13 protein-coding genes and 1 pseudogene are annotated in these 20,948 nt (G+C 72.1%); 5 read left to right on the top strand and 9 right to left on the bottom strand.

Features of this window, described 5'->3' with window-relative positions:
• Positions 1-5,403: pullulanase-type alpha-1,6-glucosidase (pulA, locus tag TR48_RS34905; RefSeq protein ID WP_042374590.1), on the top strand; the 5,403-nt coding region annotated here is incomplete at its 5' end.
• A gap of 156 nt (positions 5,404-5,559) precedes the next feature.
• Here the strand turns inward: pulA and TR48_RS34900 are convergent.
• Positions 5,560-6,183, bottom strand: coding sequence for a class F sortase (locus TR48_RS34900; RefSeq protein WP_052443299.1), 624 nt, complete (start codon positions 6,181-6,183; stop codon positions 5,560-5,562).
• A gap of 24 nt (positions 6,184-6,207) precedes the next feature.
• A complete protein-coding gene (locus TR48_RS43880; protein ID WP_161789958.1) occupies positions 6,208-6,594 on the bottom strand; it encodes a hypothetical protein in 387 nt (128 codons plus the stop codon).
• A gap of 580 nt (positions 6,595-7,174) precedes the next feature.
• On the opposite strand from TR48_RS43880, the gene TR48_RS34890 reads away from it, so the two are divergent.
• Positions 7,175-8,185, top strand: a complete 1,011-nt coding sequence (locus TR48_RS34890; protein WP_042374589.1) for an NADPH:quinone reductase — start codon at positions 7,175-7,177, stop codon at positions 8,183-8,185.
• Positions 8,186-8,352: 167 nt separating this feature from the next.
• Here the strand turns inward: TR48_RS34890 and TR48_RS34885 are convergent, their stop codons facing one another.
• The 6 genes and pseudogenes from TR48_RS34885 to TR48_RS34860 all read right to left on the bottom strand — a co-directional run bounded on the left by TR48_RS34885 (position 8,353) and on the right by TR48_RS34860 (position 14,642).
• Positions 8,353-8,721: a VOC family protein gene (locus TR48_RS34885; protein WP_042374588.1), complete on the bottom strand. Its 369-nt coding sequence runs from the start codon at positions 8,719-8,721 to the stop codon at positions 8,353-8,355.
• Between the two features lie 33 nt (positions 8,722-8,754).
• Positions 8,755-9,183 (bottom strand): MarR family winged helix-turn-helix transcriptional regulator, encoded by a 429-nt coding sequence (locus TR48_RS34880; RefSeq protein WP_052443300.1) that lies wholly within the window; start codon positions 9,181-9,183, stop codon positions 8,755-8,757.
• Positions 9,184-9,253: 70 nt separating this feature from the next.
• A pseudogene (locus TR48_RS34875) lies at positions 9,254-10,780 on the bottom strand (MDR family MFS transporter); the annotation flags it as partial.
• Positions 10,781-10,974: 194 nt separating this feature from the next.
• Complete coding sequence (locus TR48_RS34870; protein ID WP_042374586.1) at positions 10,975-11,835, bottom strand: MBL fold metallo-hydrolase; 861 nt, start codon at positions 11,833-11,835, stop codon at positions 10,975-10,977.
• A gap of 4 nt (positions 11,836-11,839) precedes the next feature.
• Complete coding sequence (locus tag TR48_RS34865) at positions 11,840-13,480, bottom strand: MFS transporter (protein WP_052443297.1); 1,641 nt, start codon at positions 13,478-13,480, stop codon at positions 11,840-11,842.
• Positions 13,481-13,583: 103 nt separating this feature from the next.
• On the bottom strand, positions 13,584-14,642 hold the full coding sequence (locus tag TR48_RS34860; RefSeq protein ID WP_052443296.1) for a phosphatase PAP2 family protein: 1,059 nt from the start codon (positions 14,640-14,642) through the stop codon (positions 13,584-13,586).
• A 107-nt stretch (positions 14,643-14,749) separates the two neighbouring features.
• Between TR48_RS34860 and TR48_RS34855 the strand changes: the two genes are divergently transcribed.
• The 3 genes from TR48_RS34855 to TR48_RS34845 all read left to right on the top strand — a co-directional run bounded on the left by TR48_RS34855 (position 14,750) and on the right by TR48_RS34845 (position 19,410).
• On the top strand, positions 14,750-15,937 hold the full coding sequence (locus tag TR48_RS34855; RefSeq protein ID WP_042374585.1) for a methyltransferase: 1,188 nt from the start codon (positions 14,750-14,752) through the stop codon (positions 15,935-15,937).
• A 102-nt stretch (positions 15,938-16,039) separates the two neighbouring features.
• Positions 16,040-17,248 carry a cytochrome P450 family protein gene (locus TR48_RS34850; RefSeq protein WP_042374584.1) on the top strand — a complete coding sequence of 403 codons (1,209 nt, stop codon included), beginning with the start codon at positions 16,040-16,042 and terminating at the stop codon, positions 17,246-17,248.
• Positions 17,249-17,388: 140 nt separating this feature from the next.
• Positions 17,389-19,410, top strand: coding sequence for an NADPH-dependent 2,4-dienoyl-CoA reductase (locus TR48_RS34845; RefSeq protein WP_042374583.1), 2,022 nt, complete (start codon positions 17,389-17,391; stop codon positions 19,408-19,410).
• Between the two features lie 20 nt (positions 19,411-19,430).
• Here the strand turns inward: TR48_RS34845 and TR48_RS34840 are convergent, their stop codons facing one another.
• Entirely contained in the window at positions 19,431-20,837 is a 1,407-nt protein-coding gene (locus TR48_RS34840) for an SDR family NAD(P)-dependent oxidoreductase (RefSeq protein ID WP_042374591.1), read from the bottom strand.
• Positions 20,838-20,948: the final 111 nt, after the last annotated feature.

Raw genomic sequence — 20,948 nt, 5'->3', positions numbered from 1 at the left:
GCGCAGGCGCCCGCCGCTGACGACGCGCCACGGGCGGCCACGCTCCCCGCCGCGCCCTCCGACGCCGCGCTGGCCGCCACTCCGGACCGGCACGGCCTGGACAAGGAGCAGTTCTACTTCCTGCTGCCGGACCGGTTCGCCAACGGCGACCCGTCCAACGACACCGGCGGCATCACCGGCACGCGCATGGACAACGGCTACGACCCGACCGACTCCGGCTTCTACCACGGAGGCGATCTGGCTGGGATCATCCAGAAGCTGCCGTACATCAAGAAGCTCGGCACCACCGCCATCTGGATGGCGCCGATCTTCAAGAACAAGCCCGTCCAGGGCACCGGCAGCAACGCCTCGGCCGGATACCACGGGTACTGGATCACCGACTTCACCCAGGTCGACCCGCACTTCGGCACCAACGCGCAGCTGAAGGAGCTGATCCAGAGCGCCCACAAGATGGGCATGAAGGTCTTCTTCGACGTCATCACCAACCACACCGCCGATGTGGTCGACTACGCCGAGAAGACCTACGACTACCGCTCCATCGGGGCCTACCCGACGCTCGACGCCAATGGACGCCCGGTCGACACCACCGCGATCGCGGACGCCAACGCGGCCAACGGCACGTCGAACTACCCCAAGCTGACCAAGGACTCCTTCCCCTACACGCCCGTCTTCGACAACCCGGGCGACTCGAGAGTCAAGCAGCCCTCCTGGCTCAACGACGTGACGCTCTACCACAACCGCGGCAACTCCACCTTCGTCGGCGAGAACGCCACCGAGGGCGACTTCTCCGGGCTCGACGACCTCGACACCCAGGACCCGCGGGTGGTCGCCGGCATGGAGAAGATCTACGAGAACTGGGTCAAGCAGGACGACGTCGACGGCTTCCGGATCGACACCGTCAAGAACGTCAACATGGCCTTCTGGCAGCAGTGGGCGCCGGCGCTCGAGAAGTACGCCGCGGAGCAGGGCAACAAGAAGTTCTTCATGTTCGGCGAGGTGTACGACACCGACACCACCGTCAACTCCTCGTACGTCACCCAGGGCAAGATCGACGCCGCCCTCGGCTTCCCGTTCCAGAACGCCGCACGCGACTACGCCTCCCAGGGCGGCTCGGCCCGACTGCTGTCCCAGCTCTACGCGGACGACTACAAGTACGCCTCCGCGACCACCGACGCCTATGAGCAGCCGACCTTCCTCGGCAACCACGACATGGGCCGCATCGGGTACTTCCTCAAGACGGACAACCCGAGTGCGACCGACGCAGAGCTGCTGAATAAGGACCTGCTGGCGCAGCAGTTGCTCTTCCTGACGCGCGGTCAGCCGGTCGTCTACTACGGCGACGAGCAGGGCTTCACCGGCCTCGGCGGCGACAAGGCCGGGCGGCAGGACATGTTCGCCTCCAAGGTCGCCGAGTACAACGGCGACGCCGTCATCGGCGGCCCCGGCGGCTCGGCCGACCGCTACGGCACCGGCGTGCCGATCTACCAGGCGATCGCCCGGCTCGCCGCGCTGCGCAAGGCCAACCCGGCACTGGAGAACGGCGCGCAGGTCGAGCGCTACGCCGCCGACGGCCGGGGCGTCTACGCCTTCTCCCGCATCGACGCCAAGCAGCAGGTCGAGTACCTGGTGGCCGTCAACAACGCCACCACCGACCAGACCGTGAGCGTGCCGACCTACTCGGCGAACATGGGCTTCACCCCGATCTACGGTGCAGGCCAGGCCCACGCCGTGACCGGCGCGGACAGCAAGCTCGGCCTGACCGTCCCGGCCGAGTCCGCGGTCGTCTACAAGGCCGACGCGCGGCTCGCCGCGCCGAACGCCGCCCCCGGCGTGACGCTGACCGCGCCCGCCGACGGCTCCTCCGGCACCGTCACCGTCAAGGCGGACGCCACCGGCGGCGGCTTCGACCGCGTCGTCTTCGCGGCCGCAGTCGGCACCGGCGCCTGGAAGGTGCTCGGCACCGCCGACCACGCCCCCTACGCCGTCACCCAGGACCTGAGCCAGGTCCCGGCCGGAACGACCGTGCGCTACAAGGCCGTCGTGGTCGACAGCGCGGGCCGCACCGCCGACGCGACCGGCAGCACGCTGGTAGCCGCCGTGCCGCCCACGCCCAGGCCTACCGCCGCGACGCGCGGTTACGCGGTCGTGCACTACCACCGCGCCGACGGGAACTACACGGGCTGGAATCTCTACGCCTGGGGCGACCTCGCCGACGGCGAGAGCACCACCTGGCCCGACGGGCACCCGTTCATCGGCCGCGACGCCTTCGGCGCCTTCGCGTACGTCAAGTTGAAGCAGGGCGCGAGCAACGTCGGCTTCATCGTCGAGAACAACGGCACCAAGGACACCCCGGACGACCGGTCCATCGACATCTCGCAGACCGGCGAGGTCTGGGTGAACTCCGGCGACCCCACCACCTACACCAGCGACCCGGGCGCGAGCGACACCGTTCCGGCGGGCCAGGTGATCGTGCACTACCACCGCGCCGACGGGAACTACGCCGGCTGGGGCATGCACGTGTGGACCGGCGCGGCCAACCCGACCGACTGGTCCTCGCCGCTGCAGCCCTCCGGCACCGACGCGTTCGGCGATGTCTTCACCGTGCCGCTGGCCTCCGGCGCCACCTCGCTCAGCTACATCCTGCACAACGGCGACACCAAGGACCTGCCCGACGACCAGTCGCTGGTCTTCAGCCAGAACGGCCGCGAGGTCTGGATCCTCAGCGCCACGCCCGGCTACCTGCTGCCCGAGTCCAACGCCTCCTCGGCCGACCTGGACCTGTCCAAGTCCAAGGCGCAGTTCGTCGGCGGCACGACCGTGGCGGTGCCAGCGAGTTGGGGCTTCGGGCAGAACGTCCCGGCCGGCTCCTCCGCCGAGCTGGTCTACTCGCCCACCGGCGCCGTCGCCATCAAGGACGGCGACACCACCGACCCCGGCTACTGGCTGCGCCTGCTGCCCGTCAGCGGCGGCCTGACGGCGGCCCAACTCGCCAAGCACCCCGAGCTGAAGGGCTACGCCGCCTTCAGCGTCGACCCGCGCGACGTGAAGCGGATCCCGCTCGCCCTGCGCTCGCAGTTGCTGATGACCGAACGCGAGGCCAACGGCGCGCTGCTGGCCGCGACAGGCGTGCAGCTCCCCGGCGCGCTCGACGCGATCTACGGCGCGACGGCCGCCAAGGCGCCGCTGGGCCCCGTCTACGGCAGGGACGGCACGCCGTCGCTGTCCGTCTGGGCGCCCACCGCGCAGCAGGTCAGCCTCGAGCTCTACGACTCGGCGACGTCCGCCACCCCGCAGGTGCTCCCGATGAAGCGTCAGAACGCCAGCGGTGTCTGGACGGTCAAGGGCGAGAAGGGGTGGACCGGAAAGTACTACCTCTACCGGGTCACCGTCTGGGCGCCGAGCGTGCAGAAGGTGGTGACCAACCACGTCACCGACCCGTACTCGGTCTCGCTCTCCACCGACTCCAAGCGCAGCGAGATCGTCGACCTGAACGCCGCCTCGCTCGCGCCGCAGAGCTGGCAGCAGGACCGCTCGCCGAAGGCGATCAGCGCCGGACAGCAGGAGATCCAGGAGCTGCACGTCCGCGACTTCTCCGTCGCCGACTCCACTGTCCCGGTCGACGAGCGCGGCACCTACCTGGCCTTCACCGACCTGAACTCGGCCGGCATGAAGCACCTGGCGCAGCTGGCCAAGCAGGGGCTGACGACGGTGCACATCCTGCCCTCGTTCGACTTCGCCTCGGTGCCCGAGGCGAAGAGCGAACAGACCACTCCCGCCTGCGACCTGGCCTCCTTCGCGGCCGACTCCGACCAGCAGCAGGCCTGCGTCGGCAAGCAGGCGTCCACCGACGCCTACAACTGGGGCTACGACCCCCTGCACTACGACGTCCCCGAGGGCTCCTACAGCACCGACCCGAACGGCACCGCGCGCATCACGCAGTTCCGCGAGATGGTCGCCGCCCTCCACCGGATCGGCCTGCGGGTGGTCATGGACGTCGTCTACAACCACACCGCCGCGTCCGGCGAGGACAGCGCCAGTGTGCTGGACCAGATCGTCCCCGGCTACTACCAGCGGCTCTCCGCCGACGGCGCCGTGACGACCGACTCCTGCTGTGCGGACACCGCTCCCGAACACTCCCTGATGAACCGCCTGGTGGTCGACTCCACCAAGCTGTGGGCCACCGAGTACCACGTCGACGGCTTCCGCTTCGACCTGATGGGCCTCGACCCCAAGTCCACCATGCTCGACGTCAAGGCGGGCCTGAAGGCCACCGGCCGACCCGAGTTCCTCTACGGCGAGGGCTGGAACTTCGGCGTCGTCGCCAACGACGCCCGCTTCGTGCAGGCGACCCAGGCCAACATGGCCGGAACCGGCATCGCCACCTTCAACGACCGGCTCCGCGACGCCGTGCGCGGTGGCGGCCCCTTCGACAGCAACCCGCACATCCAGGGCTTCGCCTCCGGGCTCTACACCGACCCCAACGGCGACGCGGTCAACGGCAGCACGGCGGACCAGAAGGCGCGCCTGCTGAACGAGATGGACCAGATCAAGGTCGGCCTGACCGGCAACCTGGCCTCCTACTCCTTCACCGACAGCGCCGGGAAGACCGTCACCGGCTCGGAGATCGACTACAACGGCTCCCCGGCCGGATACACCGCCGCTCCCGGCGAGGCGATCACCTACGTCGACGCCCACGACAACCTGGACCTGTACGACACGCTGGCCTACAAGCTCCCGGTCGGCGCCCCCATGGCCGACCGGGTCCGGATGCAGGCGCTGGCGCTGGCGACCACGGAGCTCTCCCAGGGCCCCGGCTTCTCCGTGGCGGGCTCGGACCTGCTGCGCAGCAAGTCGCTCGACGCCAACTCATACGACAGCGGCGACTGGTTCAACGCGATCCAGTGGCAGTGCGGGAACGGCAACGGCTTCGGCCGGGGCCTGCCGTCCGCCGCCTCCAACTCCGCCTTCTGGCCCTGGGCGAAGCCACTGCTGGGCGACGCCTCCCTGGTCGCGAACTGCTCGGCCCAGCAGGACGCCTCGGCGCTCTACCAGCAGTTCCTGAAGATCAAGGAGTCCACCCCGCTGTTCTCGCTCGCCACGGCGGCCGAGGTCCAGCAGCGGATGAGCTTCCCGCTGTCGGGCACGTCGGGGGAGACCCCGGGCGTGATCACCCTGCACCTGGACGGCACCGGCCTGCACACCTACAAGTCCGTCACGGTCGTCTTCAACGCGACCCCGAGCGCGCAGCAGCAGACCCTCACCGGCCTGATCGGCACCGGCCAGACGCTGGACCCGATCCAGGCCGAGGGCAGTGACCCGGTCGTGAAGACCGCGTCCTTCGACCCCGCCACGGGCACCTTCACCATCCCCGCGAGGACCGTGGCGGTCTACGTCCAGAGTTGAGCGACGTAGGACCACGCAGGGCGGCCGCCCCGGGACCTGACTTCCGGGCGGCCGCCCTCTTCCGTGTCCGGTGCCGGTGCCGGTGCCGGTGCCGGTGCCGGTGCCGGTGCCGGTGTCCAGCCCAGCCCGGCGGACCCCTCAGCCCAGCCGGGCCCCTCAGCCCGGCGGGCGGCTGACCAGGTGGGCGAAGACCACGACGTTGCCCAAGTAGCCCTTCCCTGCCTGGTATCCGCCGCCGCAGGTGATCAGCCGGAGCGCGGCGACGGAGGTGGGACCGTAGACGTCCTTGTCCGGGAACTTGTCCTTCGCGAAGACCTGCACGCTGTCGACCAGGAACACCGCCGTGCGCCGGTCGGCGCGGACCACGTCGACCGTGTCTCCCCGCGAGAGCGCGCCGAGGCCGTAGAACACGGCGGGGCCATGACCGTTGTCGACGTGCCCGGCGATGATCGCGGGCCCGGCCGCGCCGGGAACCGTGCCGTCCGCGTACCAGCCGGCCAGGTTCGTGCGCGACTCCGGAGGCGGGACGAGGTGGCCCGTCCGGTCCAGGGAGAGGGCGGTGAGCGGCGCGTCCACGCCGATGGAGGGGATCCGGACGCGCAACGGCAGCGCCGCCGGCATCGGGGGAGCGGGACGGTCCTGATCCGCGTACCAGTAGACGCCGTTGGCGCCCTCGGCGCTCGCGTCGGGCTGCGGCGGCCCGCTGCCGAGACCGCGCCCGGCGATCACCAGGCCGATGACCAGCACGGCCTTCGCGGCCAGCCGGGTGCTACCGCCCATCCACCTCTCCCTCGGGCGCCGGGATCAGGCCGCGCCGCCGCGTCGGCGGCCGAGGAGGAGCGCGCCGCCGGCGACTCCGGCGAGGCCCAGGCCGACGGCCACCTGCGTGGCGCTGCCCGGGTCGATGCTGCCGCCGACGCCGGTGTGCACTGGCCCGTGCGGGGGGTGGTCGTCCTGGCGTCCGTGGACCTCGATCGTGCCGCGGAAGGTCGACAGCGAGGTGTTCGACTCCCGGCAGGCCCCGGAGACGCTGTACTCGCCGGGCTTGACGTCCGAACTGATCGTGGCCGCGCCGGAGAAGAATCCCGGCTCACCGGGCATCGGGTGCAGGCGTACGGCCGTGACGAAGGCCATCGAGGAGACGAGGGTCGGGTCCGGCGTGCCGAAGAACTTGGCGCTGCAGTTGACCACCAGCCCGACGGTCCGGCCGGGGGTGACCTCCTCCGGGCTGATCGAGATGTCCGCGCCGCTGGTGGGGTGGTCGGAACCGCCGCCGCTTCCGCTTCCGGTCCAACCCCCGCCGCTTCCGCTTCCGCTTCCGCTCCCGCTTCCGCTTCCGCTTCCGGTCCAACCCCCGCCGCTTCCGCTTCCGCTTCCGCTGCCGGTCCAACCCCCGCTTCCGCCTCCGCCGTCGCTGGGGTGCGCGGCGGGCGAGTCGGTCGTGTCGGGCACGGGGGGATCGGCCACGGCCGCCACGGCGGCCGGGGCGAGGGCGAGCAGCGAACCGCAGGCGAGTATGAGGGCCGCGCCGAGCGACGCGGCGGCCGTCCGAGGGGTTCTGTGCGGCATGCGGGGCATCCGGCACCTCCGGGCGTCGGGTGCGGACCTCGGGCGTCGTGCCCGGGTACGGGGGACACACCGCGACTGTCTCGGCGGGGATCATTACCGTCCGTGTGCGTCTTGTAGCGTTCCGGTCATACAATTAATTCGAAAGCAGTAGCCGCCCCGCGTGTCGGGGAACAACCCTTTCCTGACGCTGGTTCGTTCGATCATGAAGGCAATCGTGTACGAGCACAGCGGTGCTTCCGACGTCCTGTCCCTGACCGACCGTCCGGTGCCCGAGCCCGGGCCGGGCGAGGTCCGGGTGAAGGTGGCTTTCTCCGGGGTCAACCCGACCGACTGGAAGTCCCGCACGAACGCGCAGCCGGGCGCCGGCGCGGCGCAGGTGCCGAACCAGGACGGCTCCGGCGTCGTCGACGCCGTCGGCCCCGGAGTGGACGCCGCGCGCGTCGGCGAGCGGGTGTGGATCTGGGAGGCCGCGTGGCAGCGCGCGGACGGCACCGCCCAGGAGTACGTCGTCCTGCCGGCCCGTCAAGCCGTCCCCCTCCCTGAGCACGCTTCGCTGGAGCTCGGCGCGAGCCTCGGCATCCCCGCGATGACCGCGCACCGCGCGCTGACCCTCGCCGAGGGCGGCCCCACGCGTCTCGCCCCCGGCGCGCTGGCCGGCCGCACGGTCCTGGTGGCCGGTGGGGCCGGCGCGGTCGGCAATGCGGCGATCCAGCTGGCGCGCTGGGCGGGCGCGACGGTGCTGACCACGGTCAGCAGCCCGCAGAAGGCGAGGCTCGCGGAGGCTGCGGGCGCGCACCACGTGGTCGACTACCGCGCGCAGGACGCCGCCGCCGTGATCCGAGCGCTGGCGCCCGAGGGGGTCGACCTCGTGGTGGAGGTCGCTCCCACGGCCAATGTCGCCCTGGACCTCGCGGTGCTGGCGCCGAACGGCACGGTGGCCTTCTACGCGGACGGCAGCGGCCCGGAGGTCACCATCCCGGTGCGGGACTCGATGTTCCGCAACCTGCGGTGGCTGGGCATCCTCGTCTACACCATCCCCGACGCGGCGAAGCTCGCGGCCGTCGCCGCGATCAGCGACGCGGTGGCAGCGGACGCGCTCCGCGGCGGCGAGCAGGCAGGCCTCCCCTGGCACCACTACCCGCTGGCCCGGACCGCCGACGCCCACGACGCCGTCCAGGCGGGCACGGTGGGGAAGGTGCTGATCGACCTGTAGGCGCACCTTGTGGCTGCGCCAGGCCAGGGGCGCGAGGCTCTGCTCGACCATCTCCCAGCCTTCGGCCGGGAGGCGCCCTCATCTGACATGCGGGCGGTCCTCAACGCGCGGGGCTGCCGGCACAGGGTGGTTGCTCGCGCAGTTCCTCGCGCCCCTGGGCAGTGCACCTAGTGGCTGCGCTCGGCCGCGCTGCGTTCGACGCAGAACTCGTTGCCTTCCGGGTCGGCGAGGACGACCCAGCCGGTGCCGTCGGGGTTGCGGCGGTCGGCGACGAGAGTCGCGCCCAGGGCGACGACGCGGGTGACCTCCTCGTCGCGGGAGCGGTCCTGCGGCTGGAGGTCGAGGTGGACGCGGTTCTTCCCGGTCTTCCGGTCCGGGACGGTGATGAAGAGCAGCCCCGCGCCCTCGATCAGGGCCGTCTCGTCGCCGGGGCGGTCGTCCTCGTGGAGCGGCAGGTCCAGGACCTGGGACCAGAAGGTCCCGAGGGAGAAGGCGTCGAGGCTGTCGATCGTCACATGGCGTACGGATGAGGTCATGGGACGGATTCTCGCCCGCCCGCAGGGCGTTCCTCAGCTGAATTCGGCGTTGAAGCGCGACAGCAGCCGCGCCAGCGTCGAGAGGTCCCGCTCCTCCCAGGTCGAGAGCCGGCCGTGGAGGGTGTCGCGGCGCTGCGCGCGTGCGGCGAGGACGCGGGTGAGGCCCTCGGGGGTGAGTTCCAGCAGGTGGGCGCGGCCGTCCTCGGGGTCGGGGCGGCGGGCGACCAGACCGAGCGTCTCCAGGCAGGTGAGCTGGCGTCCCGCCGTGGCCTTGCCGATGTGGAAGTAGGCCGCGAGCTCGCTCGGCCGGCTGGGGCCGGTCTCCTCCAGGCGGGCGAGGAAGGCGTAGTGGCCGGGCTCCAGGCCGGGATGGACGGCCTCGGCCAGCTCGTGGGAGAGGGCCCGCCCGCGGCGGAACAGCACGCCGAGCTCCTGCTCGATCTCCTCGATGGCCTTGCTCACCGTGCCGCCCGCCTTCCGCCCGCCGTCCACGCCACCTGCGCCGCCGCGCGGCTCAGTTCGCCGCGCCGACAGCATTCTCCGCCGTGGCGGGGGTGTGGGACGCCACCGGCACCGCGGTCGAGGTGCGCAGCGGCACCTCCTTGATGAAGAGGATCGCCAGCGTGGCCAGCGCCGCGAAGGGCGCGGCGTAGAGGAAGACGTCGCCGATGCCGTGGCCGAAGGAGTCCTCGACGACGCCCCGGACCGGGACGGGGAGGGCGGACAGCTTCGGGACGCCGCCGTCGCTCGCCGCGGCGTGGATGCCGAGCTTGGTCAGGCCGTCGTCGGTGTAGCGGGTGACCTTGGTGGACATGACCGAGCCGAGCGCGGAGACGCCGACCGCGCCGCCGAGGGTCCGCATGAAGGCCACGACCGCGCTGGCCGTGCCCAACTCCTGCGGGCGGACCTGGTTCTGCACGGACAGCACCAGGTTCTGCATCGTCATGCCGAGGCCGGAGCCGACCAGGAACATGTACAGCGCGAGCAGCCAGTAGTCGCTGTGCGCCCGGGCGCTGCCCAGCAGGCCGACGCCCGCGACGGTGAGCACGCCGCCCAGGACGAGGATCGCCTTCCAGCGGCCGGTCCGGGTGATGATGCGGCCGGAGACCATCGAGACGACGGCCAGGCCGAGGATCATCGGCAGCGTCATGATGCCCGCCATGGTCGGCGAGTCGTCGCGGGCCAGCTGGAAGAACTGGCTGAGGAAGGTGGTGCCGGTGTACATCGCCACGCCGATCAGCAGCGAGGCGGCGACGGCCAATGCGATCGTGCGGCTGCGGAACAGGTGCAGCGGGACGATCGGCTCGCTCGCGCGCCTCTCCGCGAGGAGGAACACCGCGCCGAGGACGACCGAGCCGCCGACCATGGCGCCGGTCTGCCAGGAGATCCAGTGGTACTTGTCGCCCGCGAAGGAGACCCAGACCAGCAGCAGCGAGACCGCGGCGGTGACCAGGCCCGCGCCCAGCCAGTCGACCTTGACCTGACGCCGGGTGACGGGCAGGTGCAGTGTCTTCTGGAGCACGACCAGGGCGGCGACCGCGAACGGCACGCCGACGTAGAAGCACCAGCGCCAGCCGAGCCAGGACGTGTCCACGATGGCGCCGCCGACGAGCGGACCGCCGATGGTGCCGAGGGCGAAGACGCCGCCCATGTAGCCGGAGTACCGGCCGCGTTCACGTGGCGGGACCATGGTCGCCAGGATCGTCTGCGTCAGCGCGGTCAACGCTCCCGCGCCGATGCCCTGCACCGCGCGGGCGGCGATCAGCATGCCCGCGTTCTGGGAGAGGCCGGCGACGCAGGAGCCGACGACGTAGATGACCAGGCCGATCTGGATGAGCAGCTTCTTGCTCATCAGGTCGGCGAGCTTGCCCCAGATCGGCGTGGAGACGGTCATCGCGAGCAGCGTCGCGGTGATCACCCAGGTGTAGGCGGTCTGGCTGGCGTGCAGGTCGGCGATGATCGTCGGCAGGGCGTTCGACACGATCGTCGACGACAGGATCGCGACGAACAGGCCCAGGAGCAGGCCGGTCAGCGCCTCCATGATCTGCCGATGACTCATCGGCTCGCCCGTTGCGGCGGTGTGGCGTACCGAGTGCTTGCCCACGGTGTTCTTCATCCCTCTCGGCGTGCATGCGGCGACTGTTCCATTTGATTGCTCAGGGCAACCATATGCCTATTGCTTGCTAAACGCAACCAATAGGCGACAGGCGAGGGCGCGAGGGAATCCCCGCGCCCTCGGTGGTGAGCTGCCGGCTAGGCGGAGAGATGCAGGTAGGCGCGCTTGATCGCGTGCTCCAGATGCTCGCGGTCGTAGGGCCAGTCACCCGTCTTCAGCGCCTCGTCCAGCGGGACGCCCGCGGCGTGGAGGGACCGGCACGTGGCCGCGACCGCGGCGAGCGCGTCGCGCTGGGAGGTGACGAAGGACGCGTCGGTGCTCGCGCCGTGGCCGGGGACGAAGCGGGTGGCGGGGCCGGCGAGGGCGAGCGCGGCGTCGAGCGTGGCGGCCCAGTCGAGCGGGAAGGAGTCCGGGCCGAAGCACGGGTCGCCGCTCTCCTCCAGCAGATCGCCCATCAGCAGCACGTCCGCGTCGGGCACGTGCAGCACGAGGTCGCCGCCCGTGTGGCCGCGCCCGACCTGGCGCATCCGGACCACCCGGCCGTCGCCCAGATCCAGGTCGTGCCCGCCCTGGACGATGTTCTCCGGGACGTGCTGCTCCAGCTCGGCGAGCTTGGCCCGCCAGTCCTCGCTCTCGGCGGCGAGGGCCTTCTTCAGGGTCACCATGTCCGGGTCGTCGTCCGCGCCGCGCATCGCGGCGACCATCTCGGCGCTGCCGAAGAACCGTGCCGGGGGCGTCTGCCGGGGCGCGGCGAACTCAGCGTTGCCCCAGACGTGGTCGAAGTGGTCGTGGGTGTTGACCACCCAGCGCACCGGCGCGGCCGAGATCTGCCGCAGGTGCCCGCGCAGTTCGCGCGCCTCGGCGAGGCTGCAGCGGGTGTCGACGACCATCAGCCCGTCCGCGCCCGCGACGACCGTCACGCTCACGTCGTAGGGATCGTAGCGGCGCTGGTAGACCCGGTCGGCGACCTCCGCCCAGCCCGTTCTGGCGTCCGTCATCTCGTCAGTCCCCCTCGGTCGTCGGGAAGCGCCTCGGTGTCACGGTAGCGAGGAAGATCACGGCGAGTGCGGCGGCCGCGGCCGCCCCGAGGTAGACGTGCCCGACCGCGGTCGCGAGCGCGTGCCGCAGGTAGTCCGTGGCCGCACCGCCCAGGCTGCTGCCGTGCAGCAGCGCGGAGGCGGTCTCGTCCAGGCCGTGCGGCAGCGCGCCGCGCAGCGCGGGCGGGGCGCTGTGCAGACGGTCGGTCAGCGTCGCGTTGGCGACGACCGCGAAGAGCACCCCGCCGACGCTCTGGCCGACCTGGCGGCAGAACAGCACCGAGGCGGTCGCCGTGCCGCGCTCGTGCCAGGGCACGCTGTTCTGCACGCCGACGATCAGCGGCAGCTGGAACAGGCCGAGCCCGCCCCCGAGCAGCAGCATCAGCAGCGCCGGCTCCCAGGCGGGGCCGCGGTAGGGCAGGAGCGGGAAGGCGGCGAGCAGCAGGGTGCCGACGCACGAGCCGACGAGGGCGGTGTCACGGAAGCCGATGCGCCGGTAGAGGCGATTGGAGAGCGCCGCCGAGGTCGGCCAGCTGAGCGTCCACACCGACAGGACGAAGCCCGCCGCGACGGGGGAGAGACCCAGCACGGACTGCGCGTAGGTCGGCAGGAAGACCATCGGAGCGATCATCAGCACGCCCAGGCAGCCCAGTGCCAGGTTGACCCCGGCGATCACCGGGCGGCGCCAGACCCAGCCCGGCATGATCGGGTCCTCGGCCCGGCGCTCCAGCCCGAAGGTGACCGCGCCCGCGACGACGGAGCCCGCGAACAGCGCCACGCTCGGCGCGGACAGCCACGGCCAGGCCACTCCGCCCTGGACCAGCGCGAACAGCAGCAGGCTGGTGGCGGCGAACAGGCCCAGCGCTCCTGCCCAGTCGATCCGCGTCCGGCTCCCCGGCACGACGTGCGCCTCCCGCAGGTGCCGCTTGAGCAGCACCAGCGCGACGAGGCCGACGGGCAGGTTGATCAGGAAGATCCAGCGCCAGCTGGCGTACCCCGCGAGCAGCCCGCCGATCGCCGGACCGAGGACGGCGGAGGAGGCCCACACCGTGGAGAGCGCCGCCTGGATCTTCGGCCTGCGCTCCCGCGGGTAGAGGTCGGCGGCCAGGGTCTGCACCGTCCCCTGGATCGCGCCGCCGCCGAGGCCCTGCACCACGCGGAACGCGATGAGCGCGCCCATCGACCAGGCGCCCGCGCAGAGCAGCGAACCGAGCAGGAAGAGGGCGGAGCCGACCAGCAGCACGGGCTTGCGCCCGCGCGCGTCCGCGAGCTTGCCGTAGATGGGCAGGGTGACCGTCACGGCGAGGAGGTAGCCGGAGAACAGCCAGGAGAAGAAGCTGAAACCGCCGAGCTCGCCGACGATCTGGGGCACGGCGGTCGACACGCAGGCGGAGTCGAGGGCCACCAGCGCCATCGAGAGCATCAGCGCGGCGACGACGAGACGGCGGCGTGTCGCGGTCGCCGCGGTGGGTGGGTCGGCGGAAGCCCCGGTCGCCACCGCCGCACCGGCCGCCGCGGGGCTCGCCGGGGGCTTCGTCGCCCCGGCGCACCCGCCGTCGGCGTCGGCGTTCCCCTCGGCTCCACCGCCCGTGGACTGCGTGGACATGGCCGGTCTCCCTCCCTGCGTCCGCTCCCCGCCGAGGTCACCTTCTCACGGGGTCGACGCGGGCGGAGCAGGGAAGCTGCGGAGCGGACACGGGGCGGGCGCCTCAGTCCGCGGGCAGGCGCGGGGCGGCGACCCGGGTGCTCTTCCGCGCCTGCGCGTGCGGAGTCGGCTCCGCGACGGGGACCGGGGCCAGGGACGCGCGCGACGACGTGACGGGGTAGTCCGGCACCGGAGTCGGCGGCTCGCGGTGCAGGGCGCGCCGCACCCGCGTCCCCAGGCGCTGCAGCGGACCGGTCAGCACCCGCCCGACCAGGACCACCAGGCCGCCGGCGACGCAGTCGAGCAGGTAGTGGTTGGCGGTGCCCATCACCACGACCATGATCAGGACCGGGTAGAGCAGACCGAGCGCACGGACCCAACGGCGGCGCGCGTGACGGAAGATCAGCAGCCCGCACCAGAGCGCCCAGCCGAAGTGCAGGCTCGGCATCGCCGCGAAGTCGTTGGTCATGTCGCCGAGGCCCTTGGGCGCGCTGCCGCTGCCGCCCCACCAGCCGAGGTCGGCGTGCTGAGCCATCAGATCGAGGAACCCGTCGGGGTCGCTCAGCAGGCGCGGCGGGGCCGTCGGGAAGAAGACGAAGCCGATCAGGCCGAGGCCGGTCGCCAGCACCAGCCAGGTGCGGGCGAAGGCGTAGTGGGCGCGCCGGCTGCGGAACATCCACACGAGCACCAGCGGGGTGATCGCGTAGTGGAGGCTCGCGTAGATGAAGTCGGCGGGGACGCCGAGCCAGGCGTGCTCGAAGAACAGGCGGTTGAGCCAGTGTTCGGGCTCCACGTGCAGGCGCCGCTCGGTGCGCAGCAGGAGCTCGCCGTGGTGCCGGGCCGCGGACTCCTTTCCGTGTACGAGCAGGCGGCTGCCGTCGTAAGCTGCGTACACGAGCAGTACCAGCTCCAGGCCCCACTGGCGCGGCTTCCACCGGCGGATCCGGGTGAGCAGCCCGGGGCGGTCGGCCGCCGTCTGCTCGGGCTTGGCCTGGCGCAGGGCGTGCTGCTGGTCGGGCTGCTGCGCGGGCGGTCGCTCATGCTGCTGGTCGGGCTGCTGTGCGGAGGGGGGTGCGGGGCTGGCGCTGTCCCCGACATCGCCCTGGGCCATGGTGCCTGCCATACGTCGAGCTCCCCCCGCCTGTTCATCTTGTGGACACCGCATACCGTACGCCGTACGTTACGCGCTCGCACACCCAGGGGGCCGTGATCGGGCAGACTGGCAGGACCATGAACCACTTCGCCCTGCCCGGCGGCGCCGGACTCGATCTTGTCCGCTACCCGGTCGACCCTCGAGACCGCCTGCGCGCCTGGGACGCCTCCGACGAATATCTGCTCCAGCACTTGGCTGCCGCTGAAGGCCCACTCGACGATCTCGCAGGTGGCGACGGGCGGCTGGTGGTCCTCGGGGACCGCTGGGGTGCTCTGACCACGGCACTTGCCGCATACGAACCGGTCCAGATCACCGACTCGTATCTCGCGCAGCGCGCCACGGCGGAGAACCTCGCCCGCAACGGCCGCCCGGCGGACGGCGTACGGCTGCTCTCCAGCCGGGACGAGCCGCCGGCCCGCGTGGACGTGCTGTTGGTCCGGGTGCCGAAGAGCCTGGCGCTGCTGGAGGACCAGCTGCTGCGGCTCGCCCCCGCCGTCCGTCCGGGAACCCTGGTCGTCGGGACGGGCATGGTCAAGGAGATCCACACCTCCACGCTCGAGCTCTTCGAGCGGATCCTGGGCCCGACGCGCACCTCGCTCGCGCAGCGCAAGGCGCGCCTGATCTTCTGCACCCCCGATCCGGAGGTCCTCGCCGCCCGCCCGGCCGATCCGTGGCCGCAGCGGTACCCCTTCCCCTCCGACGTCCCTGGCCTGGGCGCGCCGCTGGCCGGACGGACCGTCACCAACCATGCGGGCGTCTTCTCGGCGGAGCGGCTGGACATCGGCACCCGCTTCTTCCTGGAGCACCTGCCCGCGCCCGCCGACGGCCACCACGTCGTCGACCTCGGCTGCGGCAACGGCGTGCTCGGTCTCGCCGCGTCTTTGTCCGCGCCCGGCGCGGAGGTGACCTTCGTGGACGAGTCCTTCGGCGCGGTGGCCTCGGCCGAGGAGACGTTCCGGGAAAACGCCGACCCGGCGGCCAAGGCGCGGTTCCTCGTGGCCGACGGAGCGGGCGGACTAGCCCGAGGCTCGGTGGACCTGGTCCTCAACAACCCGCCGTTCCACAGCTACCAGGCCTCCACGGACGCCACCGCCCACCGCATGTTCGCCGACGCCAAGCGCGCACTGCGGCCCGGCGGGGAGCTGTGGGTGGTCGGCAACCGCCACCTGGGCTACCACGTGCGGCTGAAGCGGCTGTTCGGCAACTGCCGCACGGTGGCCGGGAATCCGAAGTTCGTCATTCTGCGGGCCGTGCGCGGGGACTGACGGACCGGAGGACAGTGGACGAGGCGTCGTCGGTTGCTCCATGATCGGAAACCGTCGGTGACCGACCGACGCCGCTACGTCCGCAGACCGGGGGGAACCGCCATGACCGTCACACCGCCACCGCCTTATCCGCTCGACGCGCACGGCACGGACCAGCACGGCGAGAACCGGGCCTTGCGCGAGCGCGGGCCGGTCGCCTCGGTGGAGCTGCCCGGCGGGCTCACCGCCTGGGCGGTCACCGGCCACGACGAGCTGCAGGCGCTCCTCGGCGACCAGCGGGTGGGCAAGAACCCGGGCAACTGGCGGGCACTGCAGGAGGGTCAGGTCCCCGAGGGGTGGCCGCTGCTCGGGATGGTCACCATTCCCGGCATGACCTCGGCCGACGGCGCGGACCACCGGCGTCTGCGCGGGCTGGTCAGCCAGGGCTTCACGCCGCGCCGGGTGGAGGCGCTGCGTCCTCATGTCGAGTCCGTGGTCGCGGAGTTGGTGGAGCGGCTGGAGCGCCTCGCGCCCGGCCCCGTCGATCTGCGCGAGCACTTCGCCTATCCGCTGCCCATGCGCGTGATCGGTGAACTCCTCGGCATCCCCGCAGAGTTGTACGACGAGCTGCACGGGCACGCGGGCACGCTGGTGCGCAGCTCGGCCACCCCGCAGGAGGCGCTGGCGGCCCGGCACGGGCTGGTGGAGCTGCTCGGCCGGGTGGCCGCCGACCGGCGTGCCGACCCCGGCGACGACATGACCAGCGACCTGCTCGCCGCGCGTGAGGCCGACGACCGGCTGAGCGAGGAGGAGGTCGTGGGCACCATGATGCTGATGTTCATCGCGGGCCACGCGACGACGCTCAACCTGATCACCAACGCCGTCCGCGCGCTGTCGGCCCACCCGGACCAGCGCGACGCGGCGCTGGCGGGCACGGTCACGTGGTCGGCCGTGGTCGAGGAGACGCTGCGCCACGACTCGCCCGTCGCGCACTTCCCGCTGCGGTTCGCGCTGGACGACATCGAGGTCGGCGGGGTCGTCATCCGGCGCGGCGACGCGATACTCGCCTCCTATGCCGCATCCGGGCGCGACCCGCGCCGGCACGAGGACGCGGAGCGCTTCGACGCGACCCGCAGCCCGAACCGGCACCTCTCGTTCGGCCACGGTCTGCACTTCTGCCTCGGCGCGCCGCTGGCGCGGCTGGAGGCGGAGGTGGCGCTGCGCGAGCTCTACGGCAGGTTCCCGGCGCTGGTGGTCGCGGGGGAGACGACGCCGATCGCCTCGTTCGTCAGCAACAGCGTGCAGAGCCTGCCGGTGGCACTCCTGGACTGAGCCCCGGGTCCCTGGCCCGGAGACGGCGGGGCGCAGGACGTGACCGAGGTCTCGCGGGCGCAGCTTTTGCACCTTGTTGCATAAGCGCGCCCGGGGGCCCTACTTTGGTGGGTGACACCGGACGTGCGCGAGGAGACGCCGTGACCGCCTACCCCCACCTGCTGAGCCCCCTCGACCTGGGCTTCACCACCCTGCCGAACCGGGTGCTCATGGGCTCCCTGCACGTCGGCCTGGAGGAGGCGCCGGACGGCTTCGCGCGGATGGCCGAGTTCTACGCCACCCGCGTCCGCGGCGGCGTCGGCCTGATCGTCACCGGCGGCATCTCCCCGAACGACGCCGGACGCCCCTTCGAGGGCGGCGCGAAGATGAGCACCGAGGAGGAGGCGGCCGAGCACCGCGTCATCACCGACGCCGTCCACGCGGCGGGCGGGAAGATCGCCATGCAGATCCTCCACTTCGGCCGCTACGCCTACCACCCGCAGCTGGTCGCCCCGAGCCCGATCCAGGCGCCGATCAGCCCCTTCGTCCCCAACGAGCTGAGCGACGCCGAGGTCGAGCAGACGATCGAGGACTTCGCCCGCAGCGCGGAGCTGGCCAAGCTCGCCGGCTACGACGGCGTCGAGATCATGGGCTCCGAGGGCTACCTGATCAACGAGTTCATCGCGGCGCCCACCAACCAGCGCACCGACCGCTGGGGCGGCAGCTACGAGAACCGGATGCGCTTCCCGGTCGAGATCGTGCGCCGGGTGCGCGAGCGCGTCGGCACGGACTTCATCATCGTCTACCGGCTCTCCATGCTGGACCTGGTCCCCGGCGGCTCGACCTTCGAGGAGGTCGTCCAGCTCGGCAGGGCCGTGGAGGCGGCGGGCGCGACCATCATCAACACCGGCATCGGCTGGCACGAGGCGCGCATCCCCACCATCGCCACCTCCGTGCCGCGCGGCGCCTACACCTGGGTGACCAGGAAGCTGATGGGCGAGGTCTCCGTCCCGCTGGTCACCAGCAACCGCATCAACACCCCGGAGCTGGCCGAGGAGTTGCTCGCCTCCGGCGTCGCCGACATGGTCTCCATGGCCCGTCCGCTGCTGGCCGACCCGGAGTTCGTCAACAAGGCCGCCGCGGGCGCCGCGCAGGGCATCAACACCTGCATCGGCTGCAACCAGGCCTGCCTGGACCACACCTTCAGCCTCAAGATCGCCTCCTGCCTGGTCAACCCGCGCGCCTGCCACGAGACCGAGCTGGTCCTCTCGCCGACCCGGCTGCGCAAGCGCGTCGCCGTCGTGGGCGCCGGTCCGGCGGGCCTGGCCTGCGCGGTCTCCGCGGCCGAACGCGGCCACGCCGTCACGCTGTTCGACGCCGCCGACACCGTCGGCGGCCAGCTCAACCTCGCCCGCCGGGTGCCGGGCAAGGAGGAGTTCGACGAGACGCTGCGCTACTTCCGCCACCAGCTCGACACCCTGGGCGTCGAGCTGAGGCTCTCGACCCGCGTCGACGCCGACGACCTGACGCAGGCCGGCTTCGACGAGGTCGTCCTCGCCACCGGCGTCACCCCGCGCACCCCCGAGATCGACGGCGTGGACCACGGCGCGGTCGTCAGCTACGTCGACGTGCTCAGCGGCGCGGCGACGGTCGGCGAGCGGGTCGCCATCCTGGGCGCCGGCGGCATCGGCTTCGACGTCGCGGAGTTCCTCACCGACCCGGGGCAGCAGGCCAGCCTCGACCCGGCCGTCTTCTTCGCCCAGTGGGGCGTCGACACCGAGCACCGCACGCCGGGCGGCCTCACCGAGCCCGTCCGCGCCCTCTCCCCGCGCCGGGTGACGCTCCTTCAGCGCAAGACCAGCAAGCCCGGCGCCGGGCTCGGCAAGACGACCGGCTGGATCCACCGCACGGAGCTCAAGCACCGCGGCGTCGAGACCGTCGCGGGCGCGACCTACCGCCGCATCGACGACGCGGGCCTGCACATCACCGTGGACGGCGAGGAGCGGCTGCTCGAGGTCGACACCGTCGTGCTGTGCACCGGCCAGGAGCCGCGCCGCGAACTGCACGCCGAGCTGGCCGACCGCGGTTTCAAGGCCCACCTCATCGGTGGCGCGGACATCGCCGCGGAGCTGGACGCCAAGCGCGCGATCGACCAGGGCACGCGCCTGGCCGCGACGCTGTAGCGGTCAGCCGCCGACGTGCGTCACCAGTCGGCCACCCGGTAGTCCTTGAGGAACACCCCGGACACCGGGTGGCCGGCCTCGCCGCGCACGATCGGGTCGTACACGCGGGCCGCCCCGTCGACGACGTCCAGCGGCGTGCGGAAGCCGCGTGCGGCCTCGTAGGCCTTCTTCGGGGCCGGGTTCTCGTCGGTGATCCAGCCGGTGTCCACCGCGCACATGTGCACGCCCTGCCGCGCCAGCTGCTCCGCGCTGGTGCGCGTGAGCATGTTGAGCGCGGCCTTGGCCATGTTGGTGTGCGGGTGCCTGGCCGTCTTGTTGCGGACCGCGAAACGGCCCTCCACGGCCGTGACGTTGACGACGTAGCGGGCGGGACGCGGCGAAGCGAGCAGCAACGGCAGCAGCCGGTCGCAGAGCAGCGCCGGCGCGACCGAGTTGACCAGCTGCGTCTCCAGCAGCTCGGCCGGGTCCAGGCCGCCGAGCCGCACGGACCACGAGTTCTCCGCCGCCAGGTCCGGCAAAAGCCCGGCCTCGTCCGCCGGTTGAAGGCCCGCGGTGCGGGCGCGGACCTGCGGGAGCGGGCCCTCGGCCGCCTCCAGCTCCGCCGTTGGCCAGGCCGGCGACAGGGCGGGCATCGGCCGGAACCCCGGCGCATGCCGCACCAGCGCGCCCAGGGCGCCCGGCAGCGGCGTCAACTCACCCGCGGCCAGCTGCGCGTAGGACTCCGGCGGCCGACGCAGCGTCTGCGCGGCGTTGTTGACGAGGATGTCGAGCGGACGCCCCTCCTGCCGCAGCTCCTCGCAGAACGCGAGCACCTGACGCGGGTCGCGCAGGTCGATGCCCACCACCGTCAGCCGGTCCCACCAGGCGTCGCTGCCCGGCGCGGCCCGGAAGCGGCGCAGGGTGTCGTGCGGGAACCGACTGGTCGTGATCAGCTCGGCGCCGTCGCGCAGCAGCATCAGCGCCAGCTGGAACCCGATCTTGACCCGCCCGCCGGTCAGCAGCGCCCGCCGCCCGCGCAGGTCGGTGTTCAGGCCGCGCCTCGCGGCGTTGTCGGCGGCGCACACCGGGCAGAGCAGGTGGTAGAAGCCGTCGACCTGTCGATACGGCTCCTTGCAGACATAGCAGCACCGGGGTTTGGCGTACTCCCCGATGGGGCCCGGTTTCTGTGGCAGCGTCAGGGGCGCGTCCTCGCGCCGGTCGGTCGCGCCGGTCACGGTCCCGGCCGCCAGCCGCGCGTCCACGAGCGTTCGCTCGGCGCGCAGTTGCAGGCGACGGCCGTTGCGTCCCTGCCAGACGAAGGAGGCCGCGACCTTCTCCGCCTGCCTGCGGCGCGCGTCGCCGAGGGGCAGCGCGCACAGGCGGCCGACCAGCCCCTCGTATGTGGCGAAGTCCTCGTCCGAGATCCCGAATGAGTGTGTGTCCTGCACCGCCAACCCCCAACCACGTCACCTGTCCTGCGGAAACGCAGGAAGCGCGCGTCAGCCTAACGGCGGCTGGACGCGCGCTTCGAGCGGATTTCCGCGGGCCGGGACCGGGAG

It is taken from the genome of Streptacidiphilus neutrinimicus, assembly GCF_000787815.1.
Taxonomy (GTDB): domain Bacteria; phylum Actinomycetota; class Actinomycetes; order Streptomycetales; family Streptomycetaceae; genus Streptacidiphilus; species Streptacidiphilus neutrinimicus.
The sequence above is the reverse complement of the archived record's forward strand: the minus strand, read 5'-3'. Positions and strand labels throughout refer to the sequence as shown.